This is a genomic window from Polyangiaceae bacterium, from assembly GCA_020633205.1.
GTDB lineage: Bacteria > Myxococcota_A > Polyangia > Polyangiales > Polyangiaceae > JAHBVY01.
This window is the reverse complement of record JACKEB010000021.1, coordinates 32,410-54,026: the sequence shown is the minus strand read 5'-3', so window position 1 is coordinate 54,026 and position 21,617 is coordinate 32,410. Positions and strand designations below refer to the sequence as shown.

The 21,617-nt window shown below is 64.7% G+C and carries 17 protein-coding genes and 1 other RNA gene; 8 read left to right on the top strand and 10 right to left on the bottom strand.

Translation table 11 applies throughout. The features are described 5' to 3' along the window. Positions 1–206: 206 nt before the first annotated feature. From H6718_32860 to H6718_32850, 3 genes are read left to right on the top strand one after another with little or no spacing between them, the layout of a single operon-like run. Positions 207–1,373 (top strand): radical SAM protein, encoded by a 1,167-nt coding sequence (locus H6718_32860; protein MCB9590249.1) that lies wholly within the window; start codon positions 207–209, stop codon positions 1,371–1,373. Next, positions 1,370–1,801 (top strand): hypothetical protein, encoded by a 432-nt coding sequence (locus tag H6718_32855; GenBank protein MCB9590248.1) that lies wholly within the window; start codon positions 1,370–1,372, stop codon positions 1,799–1,801. The genes H6718_32860 and H6718_32855 overlap by 4 nt, the downstream gene beginning before the upstream one ends. Then, positions 1,801–3,993: a cobalamin B12-binding domain-containing protein gene (locus H6718_32850; GenBank protein ID MCB9590247.1), complete on the top strand. Its 2,193-nt coding sequence runs from the start codon at positions 1,801–1,803 to the stop codon at positions 3,991–3,993. The genes H6718_32855 and H6718_32850 overlap by 1 nt, the downstream gene beginning before the upstream one ends. On the opposite strand, the gene H6718_32845 is transcribed toward H6718_32850, so the two are convergent. Next, positions 3,979–4,824 carry a hypothetical protein gene (locus H6718_32845; protein MCB9590246.1) on the bottom strand — a complete coding sequence of 282 codons (846 nt, stop codon included), beginning with the start codon at positions 4,822–4,824 and terminating at the stop codon, positions 3,979–3,981. The genes H6718_32850 and H6718_32845 overlap by 15 nt on opposite strands. A 126-nt stretch (positions 4,825–4,950) precedes the next feature. Between H6718_32845 and erpA the strand changes: the two genes are divergently transcribed. After that, complete coding sequence (gene erpA, locus H6718_32840) at positions 4,951–5,274, top strand: iron-sulfur cluster insertion protein ErpA (protein MCB9590245.1); 324 nt, start codon at positions 4,951–4,953, stop codon at positions 5,272–5,274. Positions 5,275–5,330: 56 nt separating this feature from the next. Here the strand turns inward: erpA and H6718_32835 are convergent, their stop codons facing one another. Continuing rightward, positions 5,331–6,272: a LysR family transcriptional regulator gene (locus tag H6718_32835; protein MCB9590244.1), complete on the bottom strand. Its 942-nt coding sequence runs from the start codon at positions 6,270–6,272 to the stop codon at positions 5,331–5,333. 81 nt (positions 6,273–6,353) lie between these two features. On the opposite strand from H6718_32835, the gene H6718_32830 reads away from it, so the two are divergent. The 3 genes from H6718_32830 (at position 6,354) to rnpB (ending at position 8,755) form a co-directional block, all read left to right on the top strand. Next, positions 6,354–6,998: a class I SAM-dependent methyltransferase gene (locus tag H6718_32830; GenBank protein MCB9590243.1), complete on the top strand. Its 645-nt coding sequence runs from the start codon at positions 6,354–6,356 to the stop codon at positions 6,996–6,998. Positions 6,999–7,471: 473 nt separating this feature from the next. Further along, positions 7,472–8,356: an RNA polymerase factor sigma-32 gene (locus tag H6718_32825; GenBank protein MCB9590242.1), complete on the top strand. Its 885-nt coding sequence runs from the start codon at positions 7,472–7,474 to the stop codon at positions 8,354–8,356. 20 nt (positions 8,357–8,376) lie between these two features. Beyond that, an RNA gene (rnpB, locus tag H6718_32820) (RNase P RNA component class A) lies at positions 8,377–8,755 on the top strand. 97 nt (positions 8,756–8,852) lie between these two features. Here the strand turns inward: rnpB and H6718_32815 are convergent. The 6 genes from H6718_32815 to H6718_32790 all read right to left on the bottom strand — a co-directional run bounded on the left by H6718_32815 (position 8,853) and on the right by H6718_32790 (position 17,424). Continuing rightward, the gene (locus H6718_32815; protein ID MCB9590241.1) at positions 8,853–10,769 is read right to left on the bottom strand and encodes a zinc-ribbon domain-containing protein; all 1,917 of its coding nucleotides are present in this window, start codon (positions 10,767–10,769) and stop codon (positions 8,853–8,855) included. Positions 10,770–10,977: 208 nt separating this feature from the next. Further along, positions 10,978–12,465, bottom strand: coding sequence for a response regulator (locus tag H6718_32810; GenBank protein ID MCB9590240.1), 1,488 nt, complete (start codon positions 12,463–12,465; stop codon positions 10,978–10,980). Between the two features lie 196 nt (positions 12,466–12,661). Continuing rightward, on the bottom strand, positions 12,662–13,783 hold the full coding sequence (gene tgt / locus H6718_32805) for a tRNA guanosine(34) transglycosylase Tgt (GenBank protein MCB9590239.1): 1,122 nt from the start codon (positions 13,781–13,783) through the stop codon (positions 12,662–12,664). After that, a complete protein-coding gene (queA, locus tag H6718_32800; GenBank protein ID MCB9590238.1) occupies positions 13,783–14,823 on the bottom strand; it encodes a tRNA preQ1(34) S-adenosylmethionine ribosyltransferase-isomerase QueA in 1,041 nt (346 codons plus the stop codon). Before queA ends, tgt begins: the two co-directional genes overlap by 1 nt. Positions 14,824–14,934: 111 nt before the next feature. Further along, entirely contained in the window at positions 14,935–16,287 is a 1,353-nt protein-coding gene (locus tag H6718_32795; protein MCB9590237.1) for a sigma-54-dependent Fis family transcriptional regulator, read from the bottom strand. A 111-nt stretch (positions 16,288–16,398) separates the two neighbouring features. Continuing rightward, a complete protein-coding gene (locus tag H6718_32790; protein MCB9590236.1) occupies positions 16,399–17,424 on the bottom strand; it encodes a hypothetical protein in 1,026 nt (341 codons plus the stop codon). Positions 17,425–17,469: 45 nt separating this feature from the next. Here H6718_32790 and H6718_32785 point away from each other — a divergent pair, with 45 nt between their 5' ends. Further along, positions 17,470–18,729 (top strand): hypothetical protein, encoded by a 1,260-nt coding sequence (locus tag H6718_32785; GenBank protein ID MCB9590235.1) that lies wholly within the window; start codon positions 17,470–17,472, stop codon positions 18,727–18,729. Between the two features lie 39 nt (positions 18,730–18,768). Here H6718_32785 and H6718_32780 read toward each other — a convergent pair whose 3' ends face one another. Next, positions 18,769–20,334 carry a protein kinase gene (locus tag H6718_32780; GenBank protein MCB9590234.1) on the bottom strand — a complete coding sequence of 522 codons (1,566 nt, stop codon included), beginning with the start codon at positions 20,332–20,334 and terminating at the stop codon, positions 18,769–18,771. A gap of 349 nt (positions 20,335–20,683) precedes the next feature. Then, positions 20,684–21,124, bottom strand: coding sequence for a hypothetical protein (locus H6718_32775; protein MCB9590233.1), 441 nt, complete (start codon positions 21,122–21,124; stop codon positions 20,684–20,686). Positions 21,125–21,617: the final 493 nt, after the last annotated feature.

Genomic DNA, 21,617 nt, shown 5'->3' with positions numbered 1-21,617 from the left:
TTGACCGGAGGAAACAAGAGCAGGGGCGCACCCACGTGACCGCTCAGTAATGCGAAGCTGGGCATCCCACAACCGGCAAGACCGCTGAAACCCAGCTCCACCTTGCGTGCGTCGAACCCAGCAAGAATGCGGTGATTCAAAGCTGTAGTGGCGGTGTAGCCCGGGACGCTTTGAGACACCCGCACCCAGCTTGCTATGCTCGGCCAATGCACGAGGGCGCAGCGCAGAGACCGAAAGTCAGCAGCGTCGCCGTCGAGCTCACCGCTTACTGCAACCAGAAGTGTAGCTACTGCTACAACGAGTGGCGCGAAGACGGCGGCAAGTCTCTGTTCGATGGGAGCCAACCCGGGCCGCGCCAACTGGAGCGCGTGCGGCGGTTGCTCGATGCCTGGGATATCGATCACCTCACCCTGACCGGCGGCGAACCCTGCGCGAGCCGGGAGCTGTTCCCGTTGCTCGACCTCCTGAGGGAGCGTGGCGTAGGCGCCCAGATGATCAGCAACGGCGGCCTGATCGACGACGCTCTGGCCAAGCGGCTCGCAAGCTACGACTTGCGCTTCGTGCAGGTCACCCTGAATGGCCCAAGCCGCGAGCTTCACGAAGCCCACGTCGGCGAAGGGCACTTCGAGCTCACGCTGCGCGGCGTGCGGGAGCTCGTATCCGCACGCGTCCCAGTCGTCGGCTGCATCGTGGTCACACGCCAGAACGCCAACCACGTTGGGGAAATCCTCGAGCTGTGGGAAGAACTCGGGGTCAGACACATCGCTCTCAGCCGCTTCAGCCCGGCGGGCTACGCGGCGTCCCACGCGGCAACCCTCCTGCCGAGTCGAAGCGATTTGATCGCCGCGTTCGAGGCGAGCCAGGCGTTCATGGAGAGCACGCCAAAGCGATTCCCCGCGGCAACATTAACCAAACCTCGCAAGGCGACCCACCAGATCTCCTGCACGATGCCCGTGCCACCCTGCGCAGTGGAGGTGGAGCGCTTTGGGGACATCCGCTTCGGCACCTGCCCCATCGGCACCGGCGCCCAAGAGTTTGCGTTGGGCCCCGATGGCAAGCTGCGGAACTGCACGCTGCACCGCACGGCCATCGGCGGCGTCAGCGACGTCTTGAACCCGGAGATCGAGCTGGCTGGGCTGCTCCAGGCGCAAGAGGTCACGGAATACCGACGAGAGCAGCCCGAGTTCTGCGAAGGTTGCCTGCATGTCCAGACCTGCGCCGGTGGCTGCGGCGCCGCTGCCGAATGGGTGCTGGGCCACGCTAGGCGCTACCCAGATCCGTTCGTCTGGCAACACATCGACGACACCTTTGGAGCAGAGCTCAGCGCTCAGCGAACGAGCGCTGAAAAGAGACGCCTGGAGCTGATTCTATGAGCGACGACGAAGCGCGCCGGCGCATTCTCGAGCGGCGCGCCCAATTTATCCGCGCGGCAATCACCTCCGCAGGCATCGGCAGTGCGAGCGTCGCGCTGAACGCGTGCGACAACCCCCTCGCCCAGCCTTGCCTCGAGCCACCGCCTGTCAGCACCGGCGCCCCGCCGAGCGCCCAGCCTTGCCTGGAGCCCATGCCCCCGCCCGCCGACGCTGGCGGGCCGGACGCCGCACCCAACCCGAGCCCTGCGCCAAACCCAAGCACAGCCCCCAGCGCGAGCGCAAACACGGCGGGTGCCCCCGATGGGAGTTCCTCGGCGGCCGCGCCCCAGAAGGAGCCCTCGCCGCCCAAGGTTGCGCCCACCCAGACGGTCGTCAAACCGCCGCCCATGCCCTGCCTGAAACCCATCTCTCCGCCAAAGTCCCGCTAGTGACCCGCGTCGACCGCCCACGCGTGCTGCTGTTGTGGCCTGGTGGCTTGTTTTCCGGCGGCGGAAACTTTGGAGTTCCACAGCTCCTGAGCCTCGCCCAAGCGCTGAAGCGTGGCGCCGACGCCGACGTCGAGATCATGGATCTCGACTCGGAGCGCGTGCTGAATCCCCGCGGCATCGATTTCTCGGAGCTCGCTCACAAAGGCTACGACCTGGTCGGCGTCAGCTGCTACTCGTCCTACGACTACCTGAAGGTGATCGCCCTCGGTGAGCTGCTCCGCGAGCACCTGCCGCGCGCCTGGCTGGTGGTCGGTGGCTACCACCCAAGCGCGCGCCCCGGCGATTTTACGCGGGAGGGCTCGCCCTTCGACTTCGTGGTCGTCGGCGATGGCGAACGACCACTCCTGCGCCTCGTTGAGGCCCTAGGCAGCGGTAAGCGGCCGCTCAATCGCGTCCTGGGTCCCGACTCGGTTCCCCATCCGGGCGAGCTGATGCCCTACCCGTGGGAGCTCTTGGATCGCTATCGCCCCATCGCGCGGCGCTTGGCCTCCCAGGCGGAGATCTACCTCTCACGCGGCTGCCCCTTCGACTGCGCGTTCTGTATGGAGCGGGCGAAGCGCGACGTCTCCTGGCGCTCCCTGGAGCCGCTCCACGCCGTAGAAGAGCTGCACCGCCTGGACCAGTATCTCGACCTATCAGACTGGACGCTGTTCATCGCGGACGCGCTGTTCGGCATGAAGCAAGCATGGCGCCGCGAGTTCCTCGAGGCGCTCGCAGCGCGACCCATCCGCGCGCGCAAGATCTGGCTCTTGATCCGCGTGGATCTAATCGAAGAAGAAGACTTCAGGCTGATGGCGCGAGCAAACATCGGCCCAGGTTTTGGCTTGGAGAGCGGCGACCCCGAACAGCTTCGGCGCATTCGCAAGGCAGGCAAGCTCGAGCGCTACCTGGATAAGATGCTCACCGTCGCAGAGTGGGCGCGCACCTATCAGGTCCCGTTCGGAGCGAACATCATCGTGGGGCACCCTGGGGAAACGGAAAAGAGCCTGAGGACCAGCGCAGCCTACATGCAGAAGCTCTTCTTGGAGCACCCAAAGGGTAGCCACGGCTTCCTCTCGGTCGATCCATTTCGCTTGTACCCCGGCTCTCCCATCGACGAGGAGCGTGCGACCTGGGAGGCGCAGACCGGCATGCGCGTGCACCGCTACCCGTGGTGGGAAGACGGCGATCAAGACTTCCTCAGCGAGTGGGTCGATGCGTCGGGCGAACTCGACTACCGCGCCACTCAGCGCCTTGTCAGCGAGCTATTCGACCCCATCTTGCAGGCCCTACCCGAGCACTTCGCCTACACCGGGCCAGCGCGAGACTATTTCATGCGCGCCATCTCGGAACAGGTGGAGCACACAAGAGACCGCGCCCACCTGCGCAAGCTCGGGCTGTGGCATCTGTGGAGCGGTCTCCACTACGCAAGCACCAGCGAGGCGCGACACCACCGCATGATCGAAGACTCCGAACTCCAAGCGCGCGCCAAGCGTGAACGCATCGGGCTCGTCGAGCGAGTTCGGCGTCACGTGCCCCTCTCGCCGGAGCTGGAGCGCGCCATGCTGGAGGTTCCGCGAGAGCGCTTCGTTCCGGCAGAGCTCGTGCACCGCGCCGCGGAGGATGTGGCGCTGCGACTGGACGACAGCGGTCAGTCCACCATTAGCGCCCCCCACGCCTACGCTCTGAGCTTCAACGCCCTCGACATCGAACCCGGAGATCAAGTGGCGGATCTCGGAGGCGGTTCGGGCTACGGCGCTGCGCTGCTCGCCGAGCTCGTGGGTCCCCAGGGAAACGTCACCAGCATCGAGTACGATCCGAAGTTGGTCTGCTGGGCGCAGCAAAACCTAGCGCCGTGGCCCTGGGCGCAGGCACTGGCCGGCGACGCCCACGACGTCGCCCTGTGGCGCGGCGCCAACAAAGTCAGCATTGGCTTCGCCCTCGACGAGCTGCCGCCCGCCTTCATTGAGGCCCTGCCCGTTGGTGGTCGTTTGGTGGCGCCCGTTCATCCGGCGGAGCCACGCGACGATCGCTCCCAGGATCTCCTGCTCGTCACCCGCACCGCTCTGGGCTTCGAAACCCAGCGCCTTGAGCGCGTGCTCTACGTCCCCGATCGCGGCACCTCTCGCGAACCTAGTTCAGCCAGCAGCTAGCTCGCGTACCAAGCTCCAGAGCTCCGGCGGCACGTGCATGCCCTCGAGTTCCTCGATTCCTCGCGGTAACTCCCCGCCCAAGTGCTCGAACCACTCGAGGTGAGCCTCGCTGAAGCCTGCTCGCGACGCTCGCTCTGCCAAGAGCGCGATCGCTGACCGCTCCAGGTGAGCGTCATAGGCTGCTCCAGATCGCCAGCGCGAGGAAAGCTCCCATACGGTCGCCTCGTGACACGCCTGCCAAGCCACGTGCTCGAGCCCCGGCCCCTCGTCGGGCTGCGCGGCTCCCACCCAAACTTGCTTCCCCATCAAGCGCCCACGACGCCACAGCGGCCGCAGTTCGCAAACTTCCAGCCCCTGGAGGGCAGGCGCGACGGGGCACAATTCCGCAAGGTAACGTCTCAGTGCCCGTGAATTTCTTGGGGGTGAGAGGTGCTCCAGGTGCACGCGCTCGACCTCGCAAGCCATCCGCAGCACCTCCACCACTGAACGCTGCGGTATCAGCTGCCGCCACACCACCTCATCAAAGCACCTCACCCCCTGATCCGGAAACGCGTGCAGATCCACCAAAGCGAACCGCAGGGCGTCCTGGCTGTTCGCGAACAAGAGGGGCAGTCGCTGGATCTCCAGACGCACGTCGAGGGGCGCGAGTAGCTGAGAGAGCAGCGCCACGTCCTCACCCAGTTCGCGCCCAGCGCTCGGCCCCAGGCGCTGCGCACAAAAAGCAGCGTAGGCCGGTTCGTGCAGGCTGCCCGGTTCCGGCAGCGGAACGTGGGCCAACACGTGGAGCACCAACTCGGCGTAAGGGCGCCGGATCTCGAGGCTCCCGGTCATGCCGTCAGCTCGAAGACGGCAAATGTTACCAAAAGGAACTTTGCACCTGGCATGGCCTGGACGGCTTCCTTAGACTAACCGGGCTCGCGTCCCACAACGCGAGGCGTTAAGAACGGGAAATAGCCGATGATCAGCATCACAGAACTCGCAGCAGGCAAGGTACGGGAAATCGCGGACGCGGAGGGCCTCCAAGGCCAAGGCCTCCGATTGCGGGTGATTGGCGGCGGTTGCGCCGGCTTCCAGTACGATTTGTACTTCGAAGACACGCCTACGGACATGGACGAAACCTTCGAGTCGAACGGCGTCCAGCTCTACATCGACCCCCTCAGCTACCAGTACCTCGACGGCACCGAGATCGACTTCGTCGAAGGTGTGCACGGCTCCGGCTTCAAGTTCGGCAACCCGAACGTGTCCGGCACCTGCGGCTGCGGCTCCAGTTTCTCCGTCTAAGCTGCTCTCCGTCGGCTCAGCCGATCGACGCTACGACCCGGGTGCTGCTCTGGCAGTCAGCCCGGGTTGATTCGTTTGTGGTGCGGCTCGATGGCTACCGGGCTGCGATCAGCACGACTGTAGAAGTCGACAAGCAAGTCGTAGACGAGGCGAATCCTGCGACTGGTGTGCAGCTCCCGATGTGTGGCGAGATAAGTCGGAAAGGTCACCGGGTGCATGGCTGGCACCGCCGGCTCCACCTCAGGCGTCCTCCTGCCAACTTCGTCGGACATCATCGCCACTCCCAGGCCGTGGCGCACGAGCTCCCAGCCCACGATGCCACTCGCCGAGTTGAGCTTGAAGTTCGCGGGCGTGATCGGGATCCCCAGGGGAACGAACAGCTCGATCATGCGCGCGACGTCTCCGTAGCCGATGAAGTCGTGCGTCGCCAAATCGGCCAGTGACTGCGGCCTGCCACGACGCTCGAGGTAACTCGTCGCTGCGTACAGCCGTGCCGTGGCGGTGTGCACCAGCTGCCCAATCAGCCCTGGCTGATTGGGGCGCACATGCCGGATCGCTATGTCTGCCTCGCGGCGCAAGAGATCATGGATGTCGTTCGCCGCGATAATTTCCACCCGGATTAATGGCGCCAGCTCGCGCAACTCGCAGATCAGCGCTGGTAAGACGTAGGTCGACATCACATCGCTCGCGGTGATGCGCACCTCGCCTTCGACTGCTTGCGACTGCCCTGACGCCACGAGGGAGATCCGGCTCGCCGCGTCGCCCATGGCCCGCACGTGCTCGAGCAGCTCGAGCCCCGACGCGGTCAGCTCGAGGCTCCTCCCCACCCGCTCAAACAGCGTCACCCCGAGATCCGCTTCGAGCCCGGCGACCTGGCGGCCCAGAGTCGGCTGAGTCAGCCCCAGTGCCCGCGACGCTGCGGAGAACGAGCCTTCTTCCGCGGTCGCGAGAAACGCTCGCACCTGGTTCCAATCGAAGTTCACCGCCGCCCAGTTCATGCAAATTCGTATAACCCGACTGCGCATTTACGCAATTCACCATGCCCAGATGAATAGCTATCAATCACGCAGGAGGTACGCATGGAAGCAGCCCAATTCTGGAACCGAGTCGCCGCGAGTTACGCGCGCTCCCCCATCGCAGACACCGACGCCTACGAGGCGACCTTGGAGCGAGTGCGCACTCACCTCAAAACGACAGACCATGCTCTCGAACTGGGGTGCGGTACTGGAACCACCGCCCTGCGACTAGCAGATGCCGTGGACTGCTACACGGCTAGCGACTTTTCTAGCGCCATGCTGGAAATCGGCAGAGAAAAGGCCCGCGCAGCTCACATCACCAACGTCGACTTCAGGACCGTGGAACTCGGGGGTGCTCAGTTGGAGGAAGGCTACGACGTGGCGCTGGCGTTCAACGTGCTTCACTTGGTGCCCGACTTGCCAGCAGCGCTCGAGCAAATCCGGGGCGCGCTACGCCCAGGCGGCCGCTTCATCTCGAAGACCCCGTGTTGGCCGGACAGCGCCGTGCCGCTGAAATACCGCGCGCTCGGGACGGTACTGCCGATCATGCGCTTGCTGGGCAAAGCGCCGGACTTCGTGAAGCTGCGCCCCGTCGCGGAGCTCGAGCAGCTCTTTCGGGACGCGGGTTTCGACTTCATCGAGGTCGGCGACTATCCAAAGCACCCGCCGAGCCACCTCATCGTGGCGCAAAAGCCCTTGGCTCACTGAGCGTGGGTAACCGATGGGCTCGCCCAACGTGTCTCTTCTCGAGGTTGGGGGGTGAGGGTCCGCAGGGCCTGCCGGATTCAGACGCCTCCAGCAACCGGCGCGCATGCACTGCGCAACCTCGCCCATTCGGGCCTTCGCACCCATCTCACGGCAGATGGAACAACTCCCCGATCCCAACGGTTTCTCTGCAAAGCGGCGCTCCGTACGTTCCTGACACAAAAGAGATCTTCTTCAATTTCAATCGGTTGACGCACCTTTAGAGCCGACTCGATTTTTTTTGAAGAAACCTGGAACCAACAGGATTCGAGCCGCGTAATCTTTTCGAGCCGACCCCAAAACTTGGGGTCAGCACAAAGTCTGACTCTCGGTTAGTGACTGACTCCTGGTAAAAGGATTCACCGACGAGCCAGCGGCGGTTCGAAAGAGCCGCCCACGCACGCAGACCGCTGTTCCGTTACGTAAGGTAAGTTCAAATGGCTACTCAGAGCGACCCCGAAGTCTCCCGCTACATCACCATGACTCAGCACCTGCCGAAGCTGAGCCGTGAGGAAGAGGTTGAGCTGGCGCTTGCATGGCGCGATCAGGGCAAGCAGTCCGCCGCCGACAAACTTCTTGCTGCGCACCTGCGCTACGTCGTTGCCATCGCTGTGAAGTACCGCCGCTACGGCCTGCCCATCGGCGAGCTGATCGCTGAAGGCAACTTCGGATTGGTGCACGCGCTGAGCAAGTTCGAGCCGGAGCGAGGCAACCGCTTCGTCACCTACGCTGCCTACTGGATTCGCGCGTACATCCTCAACTACATCATTCGCTCCTGGTCGCTGGTTGGCGTCGGCTCGGGCGCACTCCGCTCGAAGATGTTCTTCAAGCTGCGTCGTGAGCGCGTGAAGATCACGAACCTGCTCGGTGAAGGTGAAGCCGCCGACACGGCGCTAGCAGAGAAGTTCGGCGTCAGCACCACGCAGCTGCGCTCGATGATGCGTCGCTTGGAGTCACGCGACGTATCTCTCGACACCAAGGTCTTCGACGACTCTGGCACCACGATGCTCGACACGTTGGTCTCTGAGGACACCGATCAAGAGTCGACCCTCGCTGGAGACGAGGTCGGCCAGATGCGCCGTGAGGCAATCGGCGAGGCGATGAAGGCCCTCGACCCCCGAGAGCGTTTCATCGTGGAAGAGCGGCTGATGGCCGACCCGGAGGACGAACTTTCCCTTGCGGAAATCGGTCGCCGTCTCGGAGTGAGCCGGGAGCGCGCACGCCAGCTCGAGGCGCGGGCGAAGCGGAAGCTCAAGACACAGATCGCAGAGCTCTCGCGCAACGCCGGCAAGGATCTGTTGGAACTCGACTCTGCCGCCTGAAGCGGCTACGTTCCGCCCGCTGCTGCGGCTCAGATGGTCGCTGGGCCGCAAGGCTCAGAGGAAAGTCCGGGCTCCACAGGGCGGAGCGCCAGGTAACGCCTGGTGGGGGAAACCCCGAGGAAAGTGCCACAGAGAATAGACCGCCTGCCGCCAGCAATGGCTTCGCAGGTAAGGGTGAAACGGTGGGGTAAGAGCCCACCGCGAGGCTGGTAACAGTCTCGGCACGGCAAACCCCGCTCGGAGCAAGGTCAAGTAGAGGAGCGTCTGAGGGCTGCCCGCCCAAGCTCCCGGGTAGGCTGCTGGAGGCTCGGTGTGAATCGAGTCCTAGAGGAATGATCATCAGCCACCTCGAGGAGACTCGGGGTGGACACAGAACCCGGCTTACGAGCTCAGCAACCACTGGCAGGCCATAGCGCCTGCCAGTGTTTTTTTGTTCGCGCTTTGGGCAACGCCACGAGCGCAGGAATGCTGCTGCGCACACGCCGCTGCGAACGCTTTACTGCGCGGCGAACACGAACGGGACATTGACCGTGGTCGGTCCCCCTGCCGCGGGGAACTGCCAGCCGCGCACACGACTCGCGATGCAGCCCGCCAGGCCTCGATAGCCCTTTGGGTCGCCGGAGGTGCTGACACTGCTGACGGAGCCGCTGGGGGCCACCTTGATGGTGACGCTCACGCGGGCGCTGCTCGGCGCGTCGGAATCGCGAGTGCTCAGCGCCGGCTGCCAGCAGCTGCGCTTCACGCTCCCGGTGTGACTGCTGACCACCCGCTGAACCTGGCTCGAGTCGAGCTGCGAGCTTGCGCCAGAGCTTCCGCTGCCAGCGCCCGTCGTGCCATTGGGTCCGGTGGGGCCCTTGGGTCCGTCACCGAAATCGAGCCCACCCTTGGACGCGGCGGTGGAAGTCGGAGGTGCGGTCTGTCCGCCCTTCGCCGTCGCGACCTTCCCGCTGCCCTCCTGAGCCTTGGGATCTCCGGGCACCTCGGTGTTGTCGAGCTTCTCGGGTTCTGCGGTGGGTGCGGGCTGAGTGGCCGTCGCGCTGTTGCCCACCGGAACCTCGACATACTTCACGATGGCCTGAGGCTTCTTTCCGCCCCACACCACCACGCCGATCGTGACTCCCAGCCCAAGCGCAGCCACCACGGCGAGCCATTGCCACGCGGGGTTCCCGTGCTTCTTAGGCAACCCCATCGGGATTTCCGATGGCCGCGTCTCGGTTACGATGCCCTCAGAGCCGGTGATGGGCGCTGGCGGAACCGGCGAAGGCTCTTGTTGTACGGGGCGCGACGGCGCTCCGGGTCCAATGCGTGGCTGACCGAAACCCAGGGCGCCAAACCCGAGATCGTCGTCGCCGTCGTTGAACGCCGCCGCCGGCGCAGGCGCCGGGCTCGGCGTGGGAGCGATCAAGGGCTTGGACGGCCGAAACTCTTCGACCACGGCGGCCAGTTCGGGGAACTGGGAGAGCGGGCGCCAATCGTCAAAGCCGTCCTTCCAGACCAACGTCTCGAGCTCCACGCTGCCTGCAGCGATGCGCTCCTTGAGCTGGGGCACGGTGAGCGGCCCCTCAGGTGCCCCGGCGACGCCGACGTACCACTCTGGGTCGGCCTCCGCGTTGGCCAGCACCGAGCTGGGCGCCGGATCTTCGTCCATCGCGCGGCTCAACGCCGCGGCGAGTCCGACGGATGCGACAACCGTCGCTTCATCTTCGTCCTCGGTGTACGAGCCATAGCCCGCTGACGCTGGAGCCGCACCAGACGCCGGCGCTGAACTCGGCGAGGAGCCGACGCCCGACGCGCGATCGTCACCGTGGATCGATTCCGCCTCCAAGGACTCAGGCGCTTCGGGTTCCGTTACCGCGCGGAGAGACGAGCGCGCCGGGGCGGGAGCCTGGGCAACTGCCGCGCCGAGTGATCCGCCGGCTGCCCCCAGTGCTCCACCCGCGGCACCGAGCGCACTGGCCGCTCCGGGTCGCGGAGAAGCTCCGAGGGAAGGACGCTGCGGAACCCCACCGGCCCGCGGCGGTGAAGGGGCGGCAAGCGGTGATGACCCGGCGAGCGGAGAAGAAGCGCGAGGCGCGGGCGCGGCGAGTGGGGAAGATCCGCGCCCCGCTGCCGCTCGCGGCACTGGCGCGCGAGGCGCGGGGCGATCAGCCTTACCGCGCGGAACACCCGCCGCACGCGGCGAGCTACCGGGCCGCGGCGAACTGCCAGCACCGGGCGAGCTCCCAGCGCCAGACGAAGGCGCGGGCTTACTCGATGCGGGAGCCTCGGGCGCCACGGATAGCGGCGCCGCGGCTGCCTGGTTCACATGAATCAAGTGGCCGCACTTACGGCACTTCATCTTGACGTTGCGACCCGCAACCTTCTCATCGGCGATTTGGTACTTCGCCTTGCAGCTCGGACAGAGAAACTTCATTGCGTTTAGCGCACCGCGTCGGGAGTAGCGGGAAGGTGGCGTGCGACCTCGTGATCAGGGCAAGCCATGGACTGATACGAACACCCGGCCCGCCTGCCAAGCTTCTTGAGGGCGGGTGTGAAGCAATGAAAGCGCAAAGCGTTGGCTAATCCTAGCTCATACGCGGGACCAAGGGTGCTCGGATGCTTGGCAAATGCGGGGAGGTACATCAGAGCAAGCTCACCAGGTGTTGCTTGATCGACTGACGGGTTTCTTCGTCGGGAGCCAGGTTCAGAGCGCGCTCCCAAGTCTCCGTCGCCTTGTTGCGAAAACCGGCCTTTTGGTAGAGCACCGCTAGGTTCTTGACGGCCGGAAAGTGCCGAGAGTTTATCTCGACTGCGGTTTCGAGTTCGCTGATAGCCTCGTACACTTGCCCCTTCTTGCCGTACAGCAGCCCCAGGTGAAAGTGCAGGCGATACGCGAGGGGGTCGATGTTGATCCCGCGCTTGAGGTGCTCCATCGCCTCGTCGATGCGCCCCGCCTTGTAGGCGGAGACGCCGGCGTTCAGCTCGCGCTCCGCTTCGGCTGAGATTTGCTGGGGATCCTTGGCCTCCTGGCGGCCGGCAAGCGCGCTCTCCACGGCATTGGTGACGTCTGCGATACGAAAAGGTTTCTCGATGTAGAACTCGACGCCGCAGGATTGCCTCAGGTCTTCAGCGTAACGCCAGCCACGGTACACCGCGCTGATCATGACAATCGGGATCTCTCCGTAGCGCTTGCTGCCCTTGATGCGGCGCGCGATCTCGAACCCGTGAACCTCTGGCAGCATCGCGTCCAGGATGATCAGGTCGGGGCGGTGCTCCTTGACCATACGTAAGGCCGAGAGTCCACGGTCGACTTCAAGCACCCGGTAGCCGCGGGTGGAGAGCAGCTTGACCAACATGCGGCGGATCTCGGCTTCGTCGTCCACCACGAGCACGGTCTTGGCGTTTGGCGAAGAAGCCGGATCGTTGTCGGGGATGTCCGTGACGACGCTGAGCTCTTTCGAAACATCACCGAAATCATCGTCCTCCACCTCGTCCACTTGAGAGGCGCGGCCAACCGCATCGTCCATCACCACGCCCGCTTGATCCCTGGGGGGCGGGATCGACTCGGGCTCCGTGAGGGACAGCGGGCCTTCAGGAAACTCTTCTTCGGCGTCGAGCGGCGTGCCGTCGGGCGCCAAACCGATGCGCTGGAGCACCTCCGGGGGACACTTGGGCCCGATGTAGAAGTCCTCCCCGCGGGCCTTGCGTGTGTAGGCATCCTCGATCACGCGAGACAGGCTCTGCTCAAGGGCTACATAGGGGTAAACCTTCTTGCCGGTGACGAACTCGAGCTCGTCGACGACCTTCTTTTCCCCCGGGTTCGCCATCGCGATGAACAGGCGATCGTTGCGCACCAGGACCGGCAAGATCAGATGCTTCTCGGCTATCTCGCGTGGCAACAGGTCGAGGTCATCGAGGCGCAAGCAGAGCTGCGTGAGGTCGATACCGGGAATGCCGTTCTGTTCGCTGAGCGCCTTGAGCGCGGCGGTGTCATCGATGGTGCCGCGCTCCGCCAAGCGAGACGCCAGACGGCCGCCACCTGCGCCGCGCTCGGCGAGGGCCTTCTCCAGCTCCTCTGGTGAGAGAGCCCGCTGCTGGAGGAGAATGCGGCCGATTTGCTTCTTGCTCATCGCCGGACGAGATTATTCCATGGTTGTCCGCATCGGGGTACTTCAAACATTTCAAGGCCATAAGCCGTACCGCCTGGACGCCCAAAGTTCCCCAATCCGCCCCCAGCGTGCCCCGGCGCGGCAGCATCGCCTCACCAACCGCTCGCTTGGAAAACCCACGGATTGAGCGCGCTTGCGGCGACATCTCCGCACGGAGCTAGGGTTGCGCGGAAGCCGAGCCGTTCCCCAGACGGGCGAGCGTCTCAGACGCAAATTGCGCGTACCGGCCCTCGAGCACCGCCTGCCGGGCGCGGCGTACCAGCTCCTGGTAAAAATAGACGTTGTGCAGCGACATCAGCCGGTGACCCAGGATTTCATGAGCCTGGTAAAGGTGCCGCAGGTACGCCCGGGAGAAGCCGCCAGCGCAAGCTGGGCAAGCGCAGTCACGGTCGATCGGGAACTGATCCGTGGCGTGGCGTGCGTGCTTGATCACCAGCTTGCCCTCCCAGGTGAAGAGCTGGCCATTGCGGGCGTTGCGCGTTGGAAGCACGCAGTCGAAGACATCCACACCGCAGCCGATGCCGATCACCAGATCCCTCGGAGTGCCAACGCCCATTAGGTAGCGGGGTCGCTGAGGGTCGACGTGGGGGACGATCTCCCGCAGGGCGACGTGCATCGCTTCCGGCGCCTCCCCTACGCTGAAACCGCCCAGTGCCAACCCATCCACATCGAGCGCCGCGAGCTCCTTCGCGTGGCGCAGTCTGAGTTCGGGGTCCAGGCCACCTTGGACGATGGCGAACAGAGCCTGGTCCTTGCGCTTTGCCGCGAGGCAACGTGCCGCCCAGCGAGTGGTGCGCTCCACGGCACTCAGGAGTTCTTCGCGGGGGCAGCCTGCAGGTGGACACACGTCGAGCTGCATGGCGATATCAGAGCCGAGCATGCCTTGCACGCGCATCGACTCTTCGGGAGAGAGCATGCGCCGCGAGCCATCCAGGTGTGACTGGAAGGCGAAGCCGTCTTCGCTGAGCTTGCAGCGCTCAGCCAGACTGAACGCTTGAAAGCCACCACTATCCGTAGCGATCGCGTGGGGCCAGCGCGAGAACTCGTGCAAACCACCGTGCTGCTCCACAATCTCGGGACCGGGTCGCAGCCACAGGTGATAGGTATTCGAGATTAACATGCGCGCGCCGGTTGCAGAGACCTCCTCTGGGCTCAGCGCCTTCACCGTCGCTTGGGTACCGACGGGCATGAACGCCGGCGTCGGCACGATACCGTGGGGAGTCTGGAGTTCCCCGGCGCGGGCGTTGCTGTCAGTTTTTTCCACAGAGAATTTAACCATCAGACCAGCCTCCGCGGGATCCACATCGCGTCACCGTATGAGAGAAAGCGGTAACCCCTCGCCAGCGCCTCACGGTACGCCGCGAGCAACTTCTCCCGGCCCACCAGCGCGCTGACCAAGGCGAGCAGCGTGCTCTTCGGCATGTGAAAGTTGGTGAGCAAGCCGTCCACCACCTGAAAGCCATAGCCCGGTTGTATCAGCAGGCGTGTTTCACCCTTGAACGCCCGCATTTCGCCGCTCTGCGCTGCGGACTCCAGCGCCCGCACGACGGTGGTACCCACGGCTATGACCGGACGCTTGTCGGCCCGCGCTTGATTCACGCGTGTGCAAAGGGCGTCGCCGACCTCGATGTGTTCCGAGTGCATTGGGTGCTCGTCCAAGTCAGCAGCGGAGACCGGCCGAAACGTACCGATGCCCACGTGCAGTGTGAGCGTCTGCACGTCGACTCCGCGCTCTTCCAGCCGCGTCAGAGCCGCCTTGGACAGATGCAGCCCTGCAGTGGGCGCCGCAACCGAGCCCAGCTCACGAGCGAACACGGTTTGATAGCGCTCCCCGTCGCTCGCGTCGTCTGGCCTACGCACGTAAGGGGGCAACGGCACGTGTCCCTGACGCTCCAGCCAGTCCTCCACCTCGAGGGCGCTCGCTGCGACGCACAGCTCCACCACTAGCGTGCCATCGTCGAGGCGCTCGTGCACCAGCGCGCGCGCATCACCGATCAAGAGTTCGGTCCCCGGACGCAGCGGCTTGTTAGCCCGACCAAGCGCGGACCAACGTTTCCGCTCGGCATCGAGTGGATAAAGCAAGAAGACCTCGACCTTGCCGCCGCCAGGCACGCGCTCCCCGAGCAGCCGCGCGCGGCGCACACGGGTGTCGTTCAGCACGACGAGCGCACCTTCTGGGACGAGCTCAGCGAAATCATGGGCTTGGCGATCGACTAGCTCCGCGCCCACTTCGAGCATGCGCGAGGCGCCGCGCTCTACCGAGGGGCGCTGCGCGATGGCTGATTCAGGCAGCTCGTAGTCGAAAAGCTCGGTTCGCACGGGAGCGGCGGTGTAGCTCCGCGCCTCGGATCTGGCCAGCGCTTATCCGTCGCTGACGCCGGGCAGAGCGCGCCCTCACCCCCAAAAGAAGCCGCGCGAACGCTGAACGGCTCAGCTACGACTGTCGAAGGAGATCCCGAGGCGGGTCATCTTGCGCCACAGCGTCGTGGGGCTGATCCCCAACATGTCGGCAGCGCGCTCGCGATTACCATCGCAGCTACGGAGGGCATTTTCCACCGCATCCCGCTCGGCAGCATCCACCAAATCCGCCAGCGTCTTGCCAGTGGTCGTGGAGGCCTTGCTAGGCGCCTGGGGCAAGATGTCGTCGACTCCGATCAAGCCGCCACCCGCGAGGGCGACCGCTTGCTCGACCATGTTCTCCAGCTCGCGCACGTTACCAGGGAACTCGTACTGCTGCAGGCGCTCCATCACGCCCTCTCCCAGCTTGGTGCGCGTCTTCATCTTGCGGTTGTACTTGTCGAGGAAGAACTGCACGAGGAGCGGTACGTCCTCCTGGCGCTCGCGCATGGGCGGCAGGTGAAAGCGCGCCACGTTCAAGCGATAGTACAAATCCTTACGGAAACTCTTCTCTTCGACGGCTTGCACCAGGTCGATGTTGGTCGCTGCGATGATGCGCACGTCGACCTTGATGCCTCGGTTCTCGCCGATGCGGCGCACCTCGCCGTCTTGGATCGCGCGCAGCAGCTTGGCCTGGAAGGTCACCGCCGTCTCGGCGATTTCATCGAAGAAGAAGGTGCCGCCGTCGGCCTCCTCGAAGAGGCCTCTCCGCGCGGTAACAGCGCCAGTGAAGGCTCCGCGCGCGTGACCGAACAGCTCGCTCTCGAGCAGCGTCTCGGTGATCGCCGCGCAATTCACGATCACGAAGGGCTTGTCCGCGCGGCGACTGTTCGCGTGAACGGCGCGGGCGACCAGCTCCTTGCCGGTGCCGCTCTCCCCGGTGATGAGCACCGTGGCGTCCGTCGGCGCGATTTTCACCACCCGGCCGAGCACGTCGCGCACCGCCTGGGAGCGGCCGATGATGTTCTCGAAGTGGTACTTCTCGCGGAACTCCTGCGCGAACATCTGGACCTGACCGTGCAAGCGGCGGCTCTCGAGCGCCTTCTGCACCTTCACGATCAGCTCTTGTTCGGTGAACGGCTTCTGAATGTAGTCGAAGGCGCCGAGGCGCATGGCTTCGACCGCGCTCTCGATGGTGCCGTAGGCGGTCATCACGATGACCTCGGTGATCGGCTGCTCCTGCTTGATGTGGCGCAGCACGTCGATGCCGTCCTTCTCGCCCATCCGCAGATCGGTGAGCACCACGTCGTAGGCGCCGCTCGCGCCCATGTCGCACGCCTTCTCTCCGTCTTCGGCCTCGTCCACGTCGTGGCCGCCACCTCGCAACATCATCGCGAGGGTGGTGCGCATGTTGCGCTGATCATCTACGACCAGGATTTTGCCCACGTTGTCCTACGGTTTCTCGCTCAGCTCGGCCGGCAGATCAGCCACTCGTCGCGTCCGCGGTCGGACGCTCCGCCAGGGGAACTGAATAGTCCCCGACCCTCGCAGTATCACCTACCATCGCCCACTGGCGCTGAGCAATGCACCTTGCGCGCTCCAGGTCACATCCACGGGAAGTCGACGTGTTCGCGCGGCGCGATCTCCCCCGCGACTACTGGCAGAACCGGCTTTGAGGTCCTGAATCAGGAAAAACGTCCCGACCCCGACGCCCACTAGACCCACGCCCCAGCTGATGTTGGTCATCAACTTGGCGGAGTTGAAGCGGTCGAGGTCATCCTGGTTGGGGTTCTCGTTGTAGGAGCTCTCGGCGGAGTTCACCTGCAGACCAAACACCACGCCACCGAGTACACCTAGAGCGCCAACGCCATAGGCAATGTAGGTGATGGGCCGAATGCCACCATCCGCCGCGGGTGCGGTGTCCATCGACAGGGAGTCATCCGCCTTGGGATCTTCGGGTTTGGGGGAGGTGCCTCGCTTGGGCAGCAAGGTGGACAAATCCACGCTGCGTTCGGTCCCGGCCGCGAGCTGGATGACTCGTACCTTCGCGCCGTCTACATCGACCAGCGTCACCCGGTGCTCTCCGGGAAAGAAGTAGATGCGGTCGCCGCCGCGAAACTCCTCGTCATCCACGCGCGCACGGATCGCCGAGTTGCCCACCAGCTCGATCACGCCGAGCTTCGAGGAAATCCGCGTCAAGCGATCCGTCGCGTCGATGCGATCCTGCTCCGTCGACTGTTTGAGCGTCAGCACTTGCTGATACGCGCGAGCCGCGAGCGCGTACTCACCCGCCTTGTCCCAAGCGTCGCCCGCGTTGATCAGCGGAGCGGGATGCGCCTTGATCTTGAATGCCTGCTCGAAGCTGTGCGCCGCGTCCACGTAGCGGCCCTCGTCGTAGGCCCGCTGGGCCGCCTGAAAAAAGCGCCCCGCGTCGTCCGCCGGCGCCGCGCCGTCGTCCGCCGCCTGAGCCATCGCCGCTACCGGGGAGAAGAGCAGCGCCCCGCAGGCGAACCCAGCGGCAGCCATCGCGCTGCGCGCTCCCCAACTCCCTCGCTTGCCCACCAAGTGCTTGCTTCGTGTCATTCGGAACCGCTCGGAATCTGGGCCAAATGCTACCATGCCTTCGCGATGCTTCGTGGCTTGAAGTTCCCCTCACGCAAACTACTGACCTCCTTCCTCGCACTAGCGGTCGCGGCGGCGTTGAGTACCGCCTGCTTCAAGACCTTGGACGAGTCATTGCTCGATGACACTTCGGGGGGAAACGCGGGAGGCGGTAGCGGCGGCGCGGGCGCGGGAGGCAATGCAGGGAGCGGAGGCAGCTCGGGAAGCGCTGGCACCGGCGCGGTTGGCGGGCAAGACGCCGGCTCCGATGCGAGCGACGCGGGCATGGACGCGGACGCGGCGATCCCCATCACCGTGGAGGCTTGGGATTCGTCGAAGTACCCGAGCACCGACCTCGCGGGTGGCGCGACGAACGCGCTGATCAGCGTCGACGGGAACTACGTGTACTGGGTGCAGGAGGACACCACCGCACAACTCGCGTCCAAGCACGACTTGGTGGGTGGCTCGACGACTTCGCTCTCTGGAGAAACCATCGATCGCGCCTCCTCCATCAGCTCGCCGGCGATTGGCTCTTGGGTCTTCGTTGGCGTTGGCGTGCAGGCAACCGACGAGGGTCGCCTCGTGCGCTTCGACAAAACGCCATCGGGGGCGAACCCAGCTGTCGAGTTGCCGTATGCGTCTTCGACGTTTGGCCACATCGTGGGCATGACGTTGACCAGCGAGAATCCTCCGCGCCTGATCGTCGTGGCCAAGACCTCGGCAAAGAACCAGCCCCATATCCTCGCGACCAGTATCGCTGGCGGCGGAAGCGCGCTGGACTTGGTGTATACGGATCCCGACGGAAACCAAACAGGCGGTTCCATCGCGTCCGACGATCACTGCATCTACTGGGTCAGCAATGGCCGGGCCTACGCGGTTCCGCTGGGCGGCGGCTCACGGGTGGATGCGTTGACCACTCAAGTAACCGACGCCTCGGGCATCGCGACGGATGGTACCAAGCTCTTCATCGCGCGCGCGAACGGGGAAATCTGGCAGCGTCCCGTGTTCGACTCGAGCTGCGACGGAAGCGGCCCAGCGGAAACGCGCATCTTGAGCGGATTCGCCGGGGCGAAAGAGCTGATTTCCTACGCCAACCGCATCGGCTTCATCGCGAACGACTCGGACCTTTCCGAGGGCGGTGTATTCAGCCACGAGGTTGGCACGACGACGGTCCAGCAGCTCGTGCCCGCAAGCAAGGGCGCGGTGAAGCTCCGGCAAGTCGGTACCACGATCGTGTTTCGCACGAACACCGGAGTGATCAGCAAGGCACCGGACGGAACGCTGTAGCCTGATTGCTCGGGCGGCGTGGCCGCCGCGCCCGGGCCGCTACTGGTAGGGGTTTGCGCGAGGCAAGTCGCCGGTTGGGCTAGGCGTGGCCGCGCCCGTGCTCTTCGGGGTCGCCGTCGCTTTGGGCGCCGCACGAGGGGACTGGGGAGTGTGACCCGTGGGCGCTTGCGGCTCCCCCGCCCCAGCATCCAGCTCGTCGAGTTCGAGGGTCTCCACGCCGTCGTTGCTGGGGGTCGGTGCGGGAGCCAAGTCAGGTTTCTGAGTTTCGACTGGCGGTGCTGTGGCGGCAGGTACGCTGACCACCGTCGTCGTGGTGTTCTCCCGCCGAGTGACCGCGAAAATTACGACGACGACCAGCGCCACCAACAGCCCGACGACGCCCACGATGTAGCCACCGAGGCCGGAGCGCTGCGGCGGTGGGGTTGAGACGGTCTGGGGGAAACCGGTGTGCGTCGGCGCGGAAGATTCCACAGGGAAACCGACACCGCTGCCGGTGATTGAACTCAGCGACGCGGGGCCGATGCCGCTGCCGGTTCCTTCCGAGATCACGTCGGCAGAGCTCTTGCCGGTCGGCGTGAAGCCAGCCTCACTACCGGGAAGCAGGCTTTGGCGACCCGACTCCGCGGCCTTGAGCACTGCGCGAATGCCCTTGCGGCGCTGCTCGATGCGAGCGCCCAACACGCGCTTGAGTAGCGAGCCGACGCCGCTGTGGGGCACCAGAATACGATTGCTCTGGAGGTAGCCTTCGAGATCTTCCTGGAACTCCCGCGCTGTTTGATAGCGCTTGTCGATATCGCGCTCGAGGGCACGTAGCACGATGCGCTGGAGGTCCTCAGGGTACTCGGGGTCGATGGAACGCGGCTCCGGGATCTTGCCGCTGACCACCAGATGCAACGTCTCGGCGTCGTGTTCCCCACGGAATAGCCTACGGGTCGTGGTCAACTCGAAGAGTACGATACCGAGGGCAAAAATGTCCGCACGGCGATCCACTGGTTTGCCACGCGCCTGCTCGGGCGACATGTAGCCGAACTTGCCCTTGAGCTGCCCGGCTTGCGTCGCCTCGCCAATGCGCCCCATGGCCTTGGCCACGCCAAAGTCGACCAGCTTGATCGCACCGTCGGTGCCGATCAGGATGTTGTGGGGAGACACATCGCGATGCACGACTCCCAGGAGCTTGCCGTTTTCATCCGTCAGCTCGTGAGCGGCGTGCAACCCCGCCGCAGCGTCGGCGATGATTCTCACAGCCATTTCCGCAGGGATTGGCCGTCGCTTGCCAGACTCCGCGATCACGGCGTGCAGCGAGTCGCCTTCAACCCACTCCATCGCCATGAACATCACGCCGTCCGCGTCGTCGACCTCGTAGACGTCGACCACGTTCGGGTGACGAATCGCGCGAATCAGCCTCCCTTCGTCGAGAAACATGTCGACGAATTCTTTGTCCGAGGCGAGGTCGTGGAGAATCGCCTTTACTGCGACCAGCCGCTCTTGCTCAGGCGTATCGGCGTGCTCGCGCGCCACCCAAACGGTGGCCATACCGCCGCGACCAATACGCTGGAGAAGCTCGTAGCGACCGAGTCGTTTGCCGCGCGTGAGTTCCTCCGTCACCACTCGTATTCCACCCCTCTACAGTCTGACCGGCTACGCGAAGTTGTCAGCAGAGAATGGTACGGCGCCGTCACACGGCGCAGCCAGACCCAGCTCGTGGTCGCGATCCAAAGCATCCTCACCCACGTGGGACGCAACGTGACCAGACGCTTCATGCAAAGACACCCGGGACGTGCGCCCACACATGCCGGGATTAGGCGTTTTTCGCGGCGCTTTCGTCAACCATCGCTGCGCTCCGAGCGGGTTTTGGGGCGAGCGGCACACACAATGTGTTTGACGCTACGCGGCGAATCCAGGTCGCTTGCGAACGCCAGCGGCGCCCCCCAGGGCGCCGCTGGCATCACTCCAACTAGCCCGCGTGACGCTCGAGCATCGCCGCGAGGCGCGGTGCAGCGTCCTCCACGTGCTTCGCTGCGGACGGGCGAAGCTTCTCGTACATCTTCTTCACCGCTCCGTTGTCGCTCGCTTGAGCGCGCTTGTCGGTAACGCCCAACAGAGCCTCCGCTACCCGGCTCTTGTTATCCTTCAAGTGCTGGCCCGGCGCCTTACCCTGCTCGAGAGCCTCTTGGTAGAGCGGGTCGAGCTGGTCCAAGAAGTCGTCCAAGAGTGCGTTCACGACCTTGCGGATGAAGCCGGGCTGAATGCCTTTGACCATCTTGTACGCGGTCTTGATCGCCATCCCGCTGATCCCGCCCTTGTCGGAGACCTCAGCATCGAGCACCTGCTGCGCGTCTTCGATCACCGCTTCGCGCTTCTCATCACTACCGACCAGGTCCTTCAGGCTTGCCATTCGTCAGGCTCCTCACTTCATGCAAAAAAGGCGCACGCTGCTGCTGCTGCGTGCTGAATCGAGCAATCCCCCCGCGCTGACGCGAGAGTGCGGGCGCGCTTATCATGCGAGACCGCTGCTGCAAACCTCACCTACGAAACGGCCGAAAGAGCCCCTGGGACGCCAATCTTGAGTTTTCCGACGTGTCATCTTGACAATGCCCCCCTCCGACGGCAGATGGCCGCATGCTACTCATTGCCGCCGCCCTACAAAGGGGCGAGCGTTTCTGAACGAAAAGCGGTAGGACCCGCATCGAGCGACGCTGCCGGGGGCAAAACCACTGACCCCGCCGTCCCCCTCCTCCAATGGCGCATTTCCCGCTCCGGCCTCAGCCTCAGCCTGCTTCCCAAAGTAGACGGCGCGGCTCTGCCTTCGGCTCCGAACCCGCTAGCGGCGTGGGTCGTCGGGCAGGAGTCTTCGCCGTGAGTAAGACGGCAGCGCCGACCACCACGCA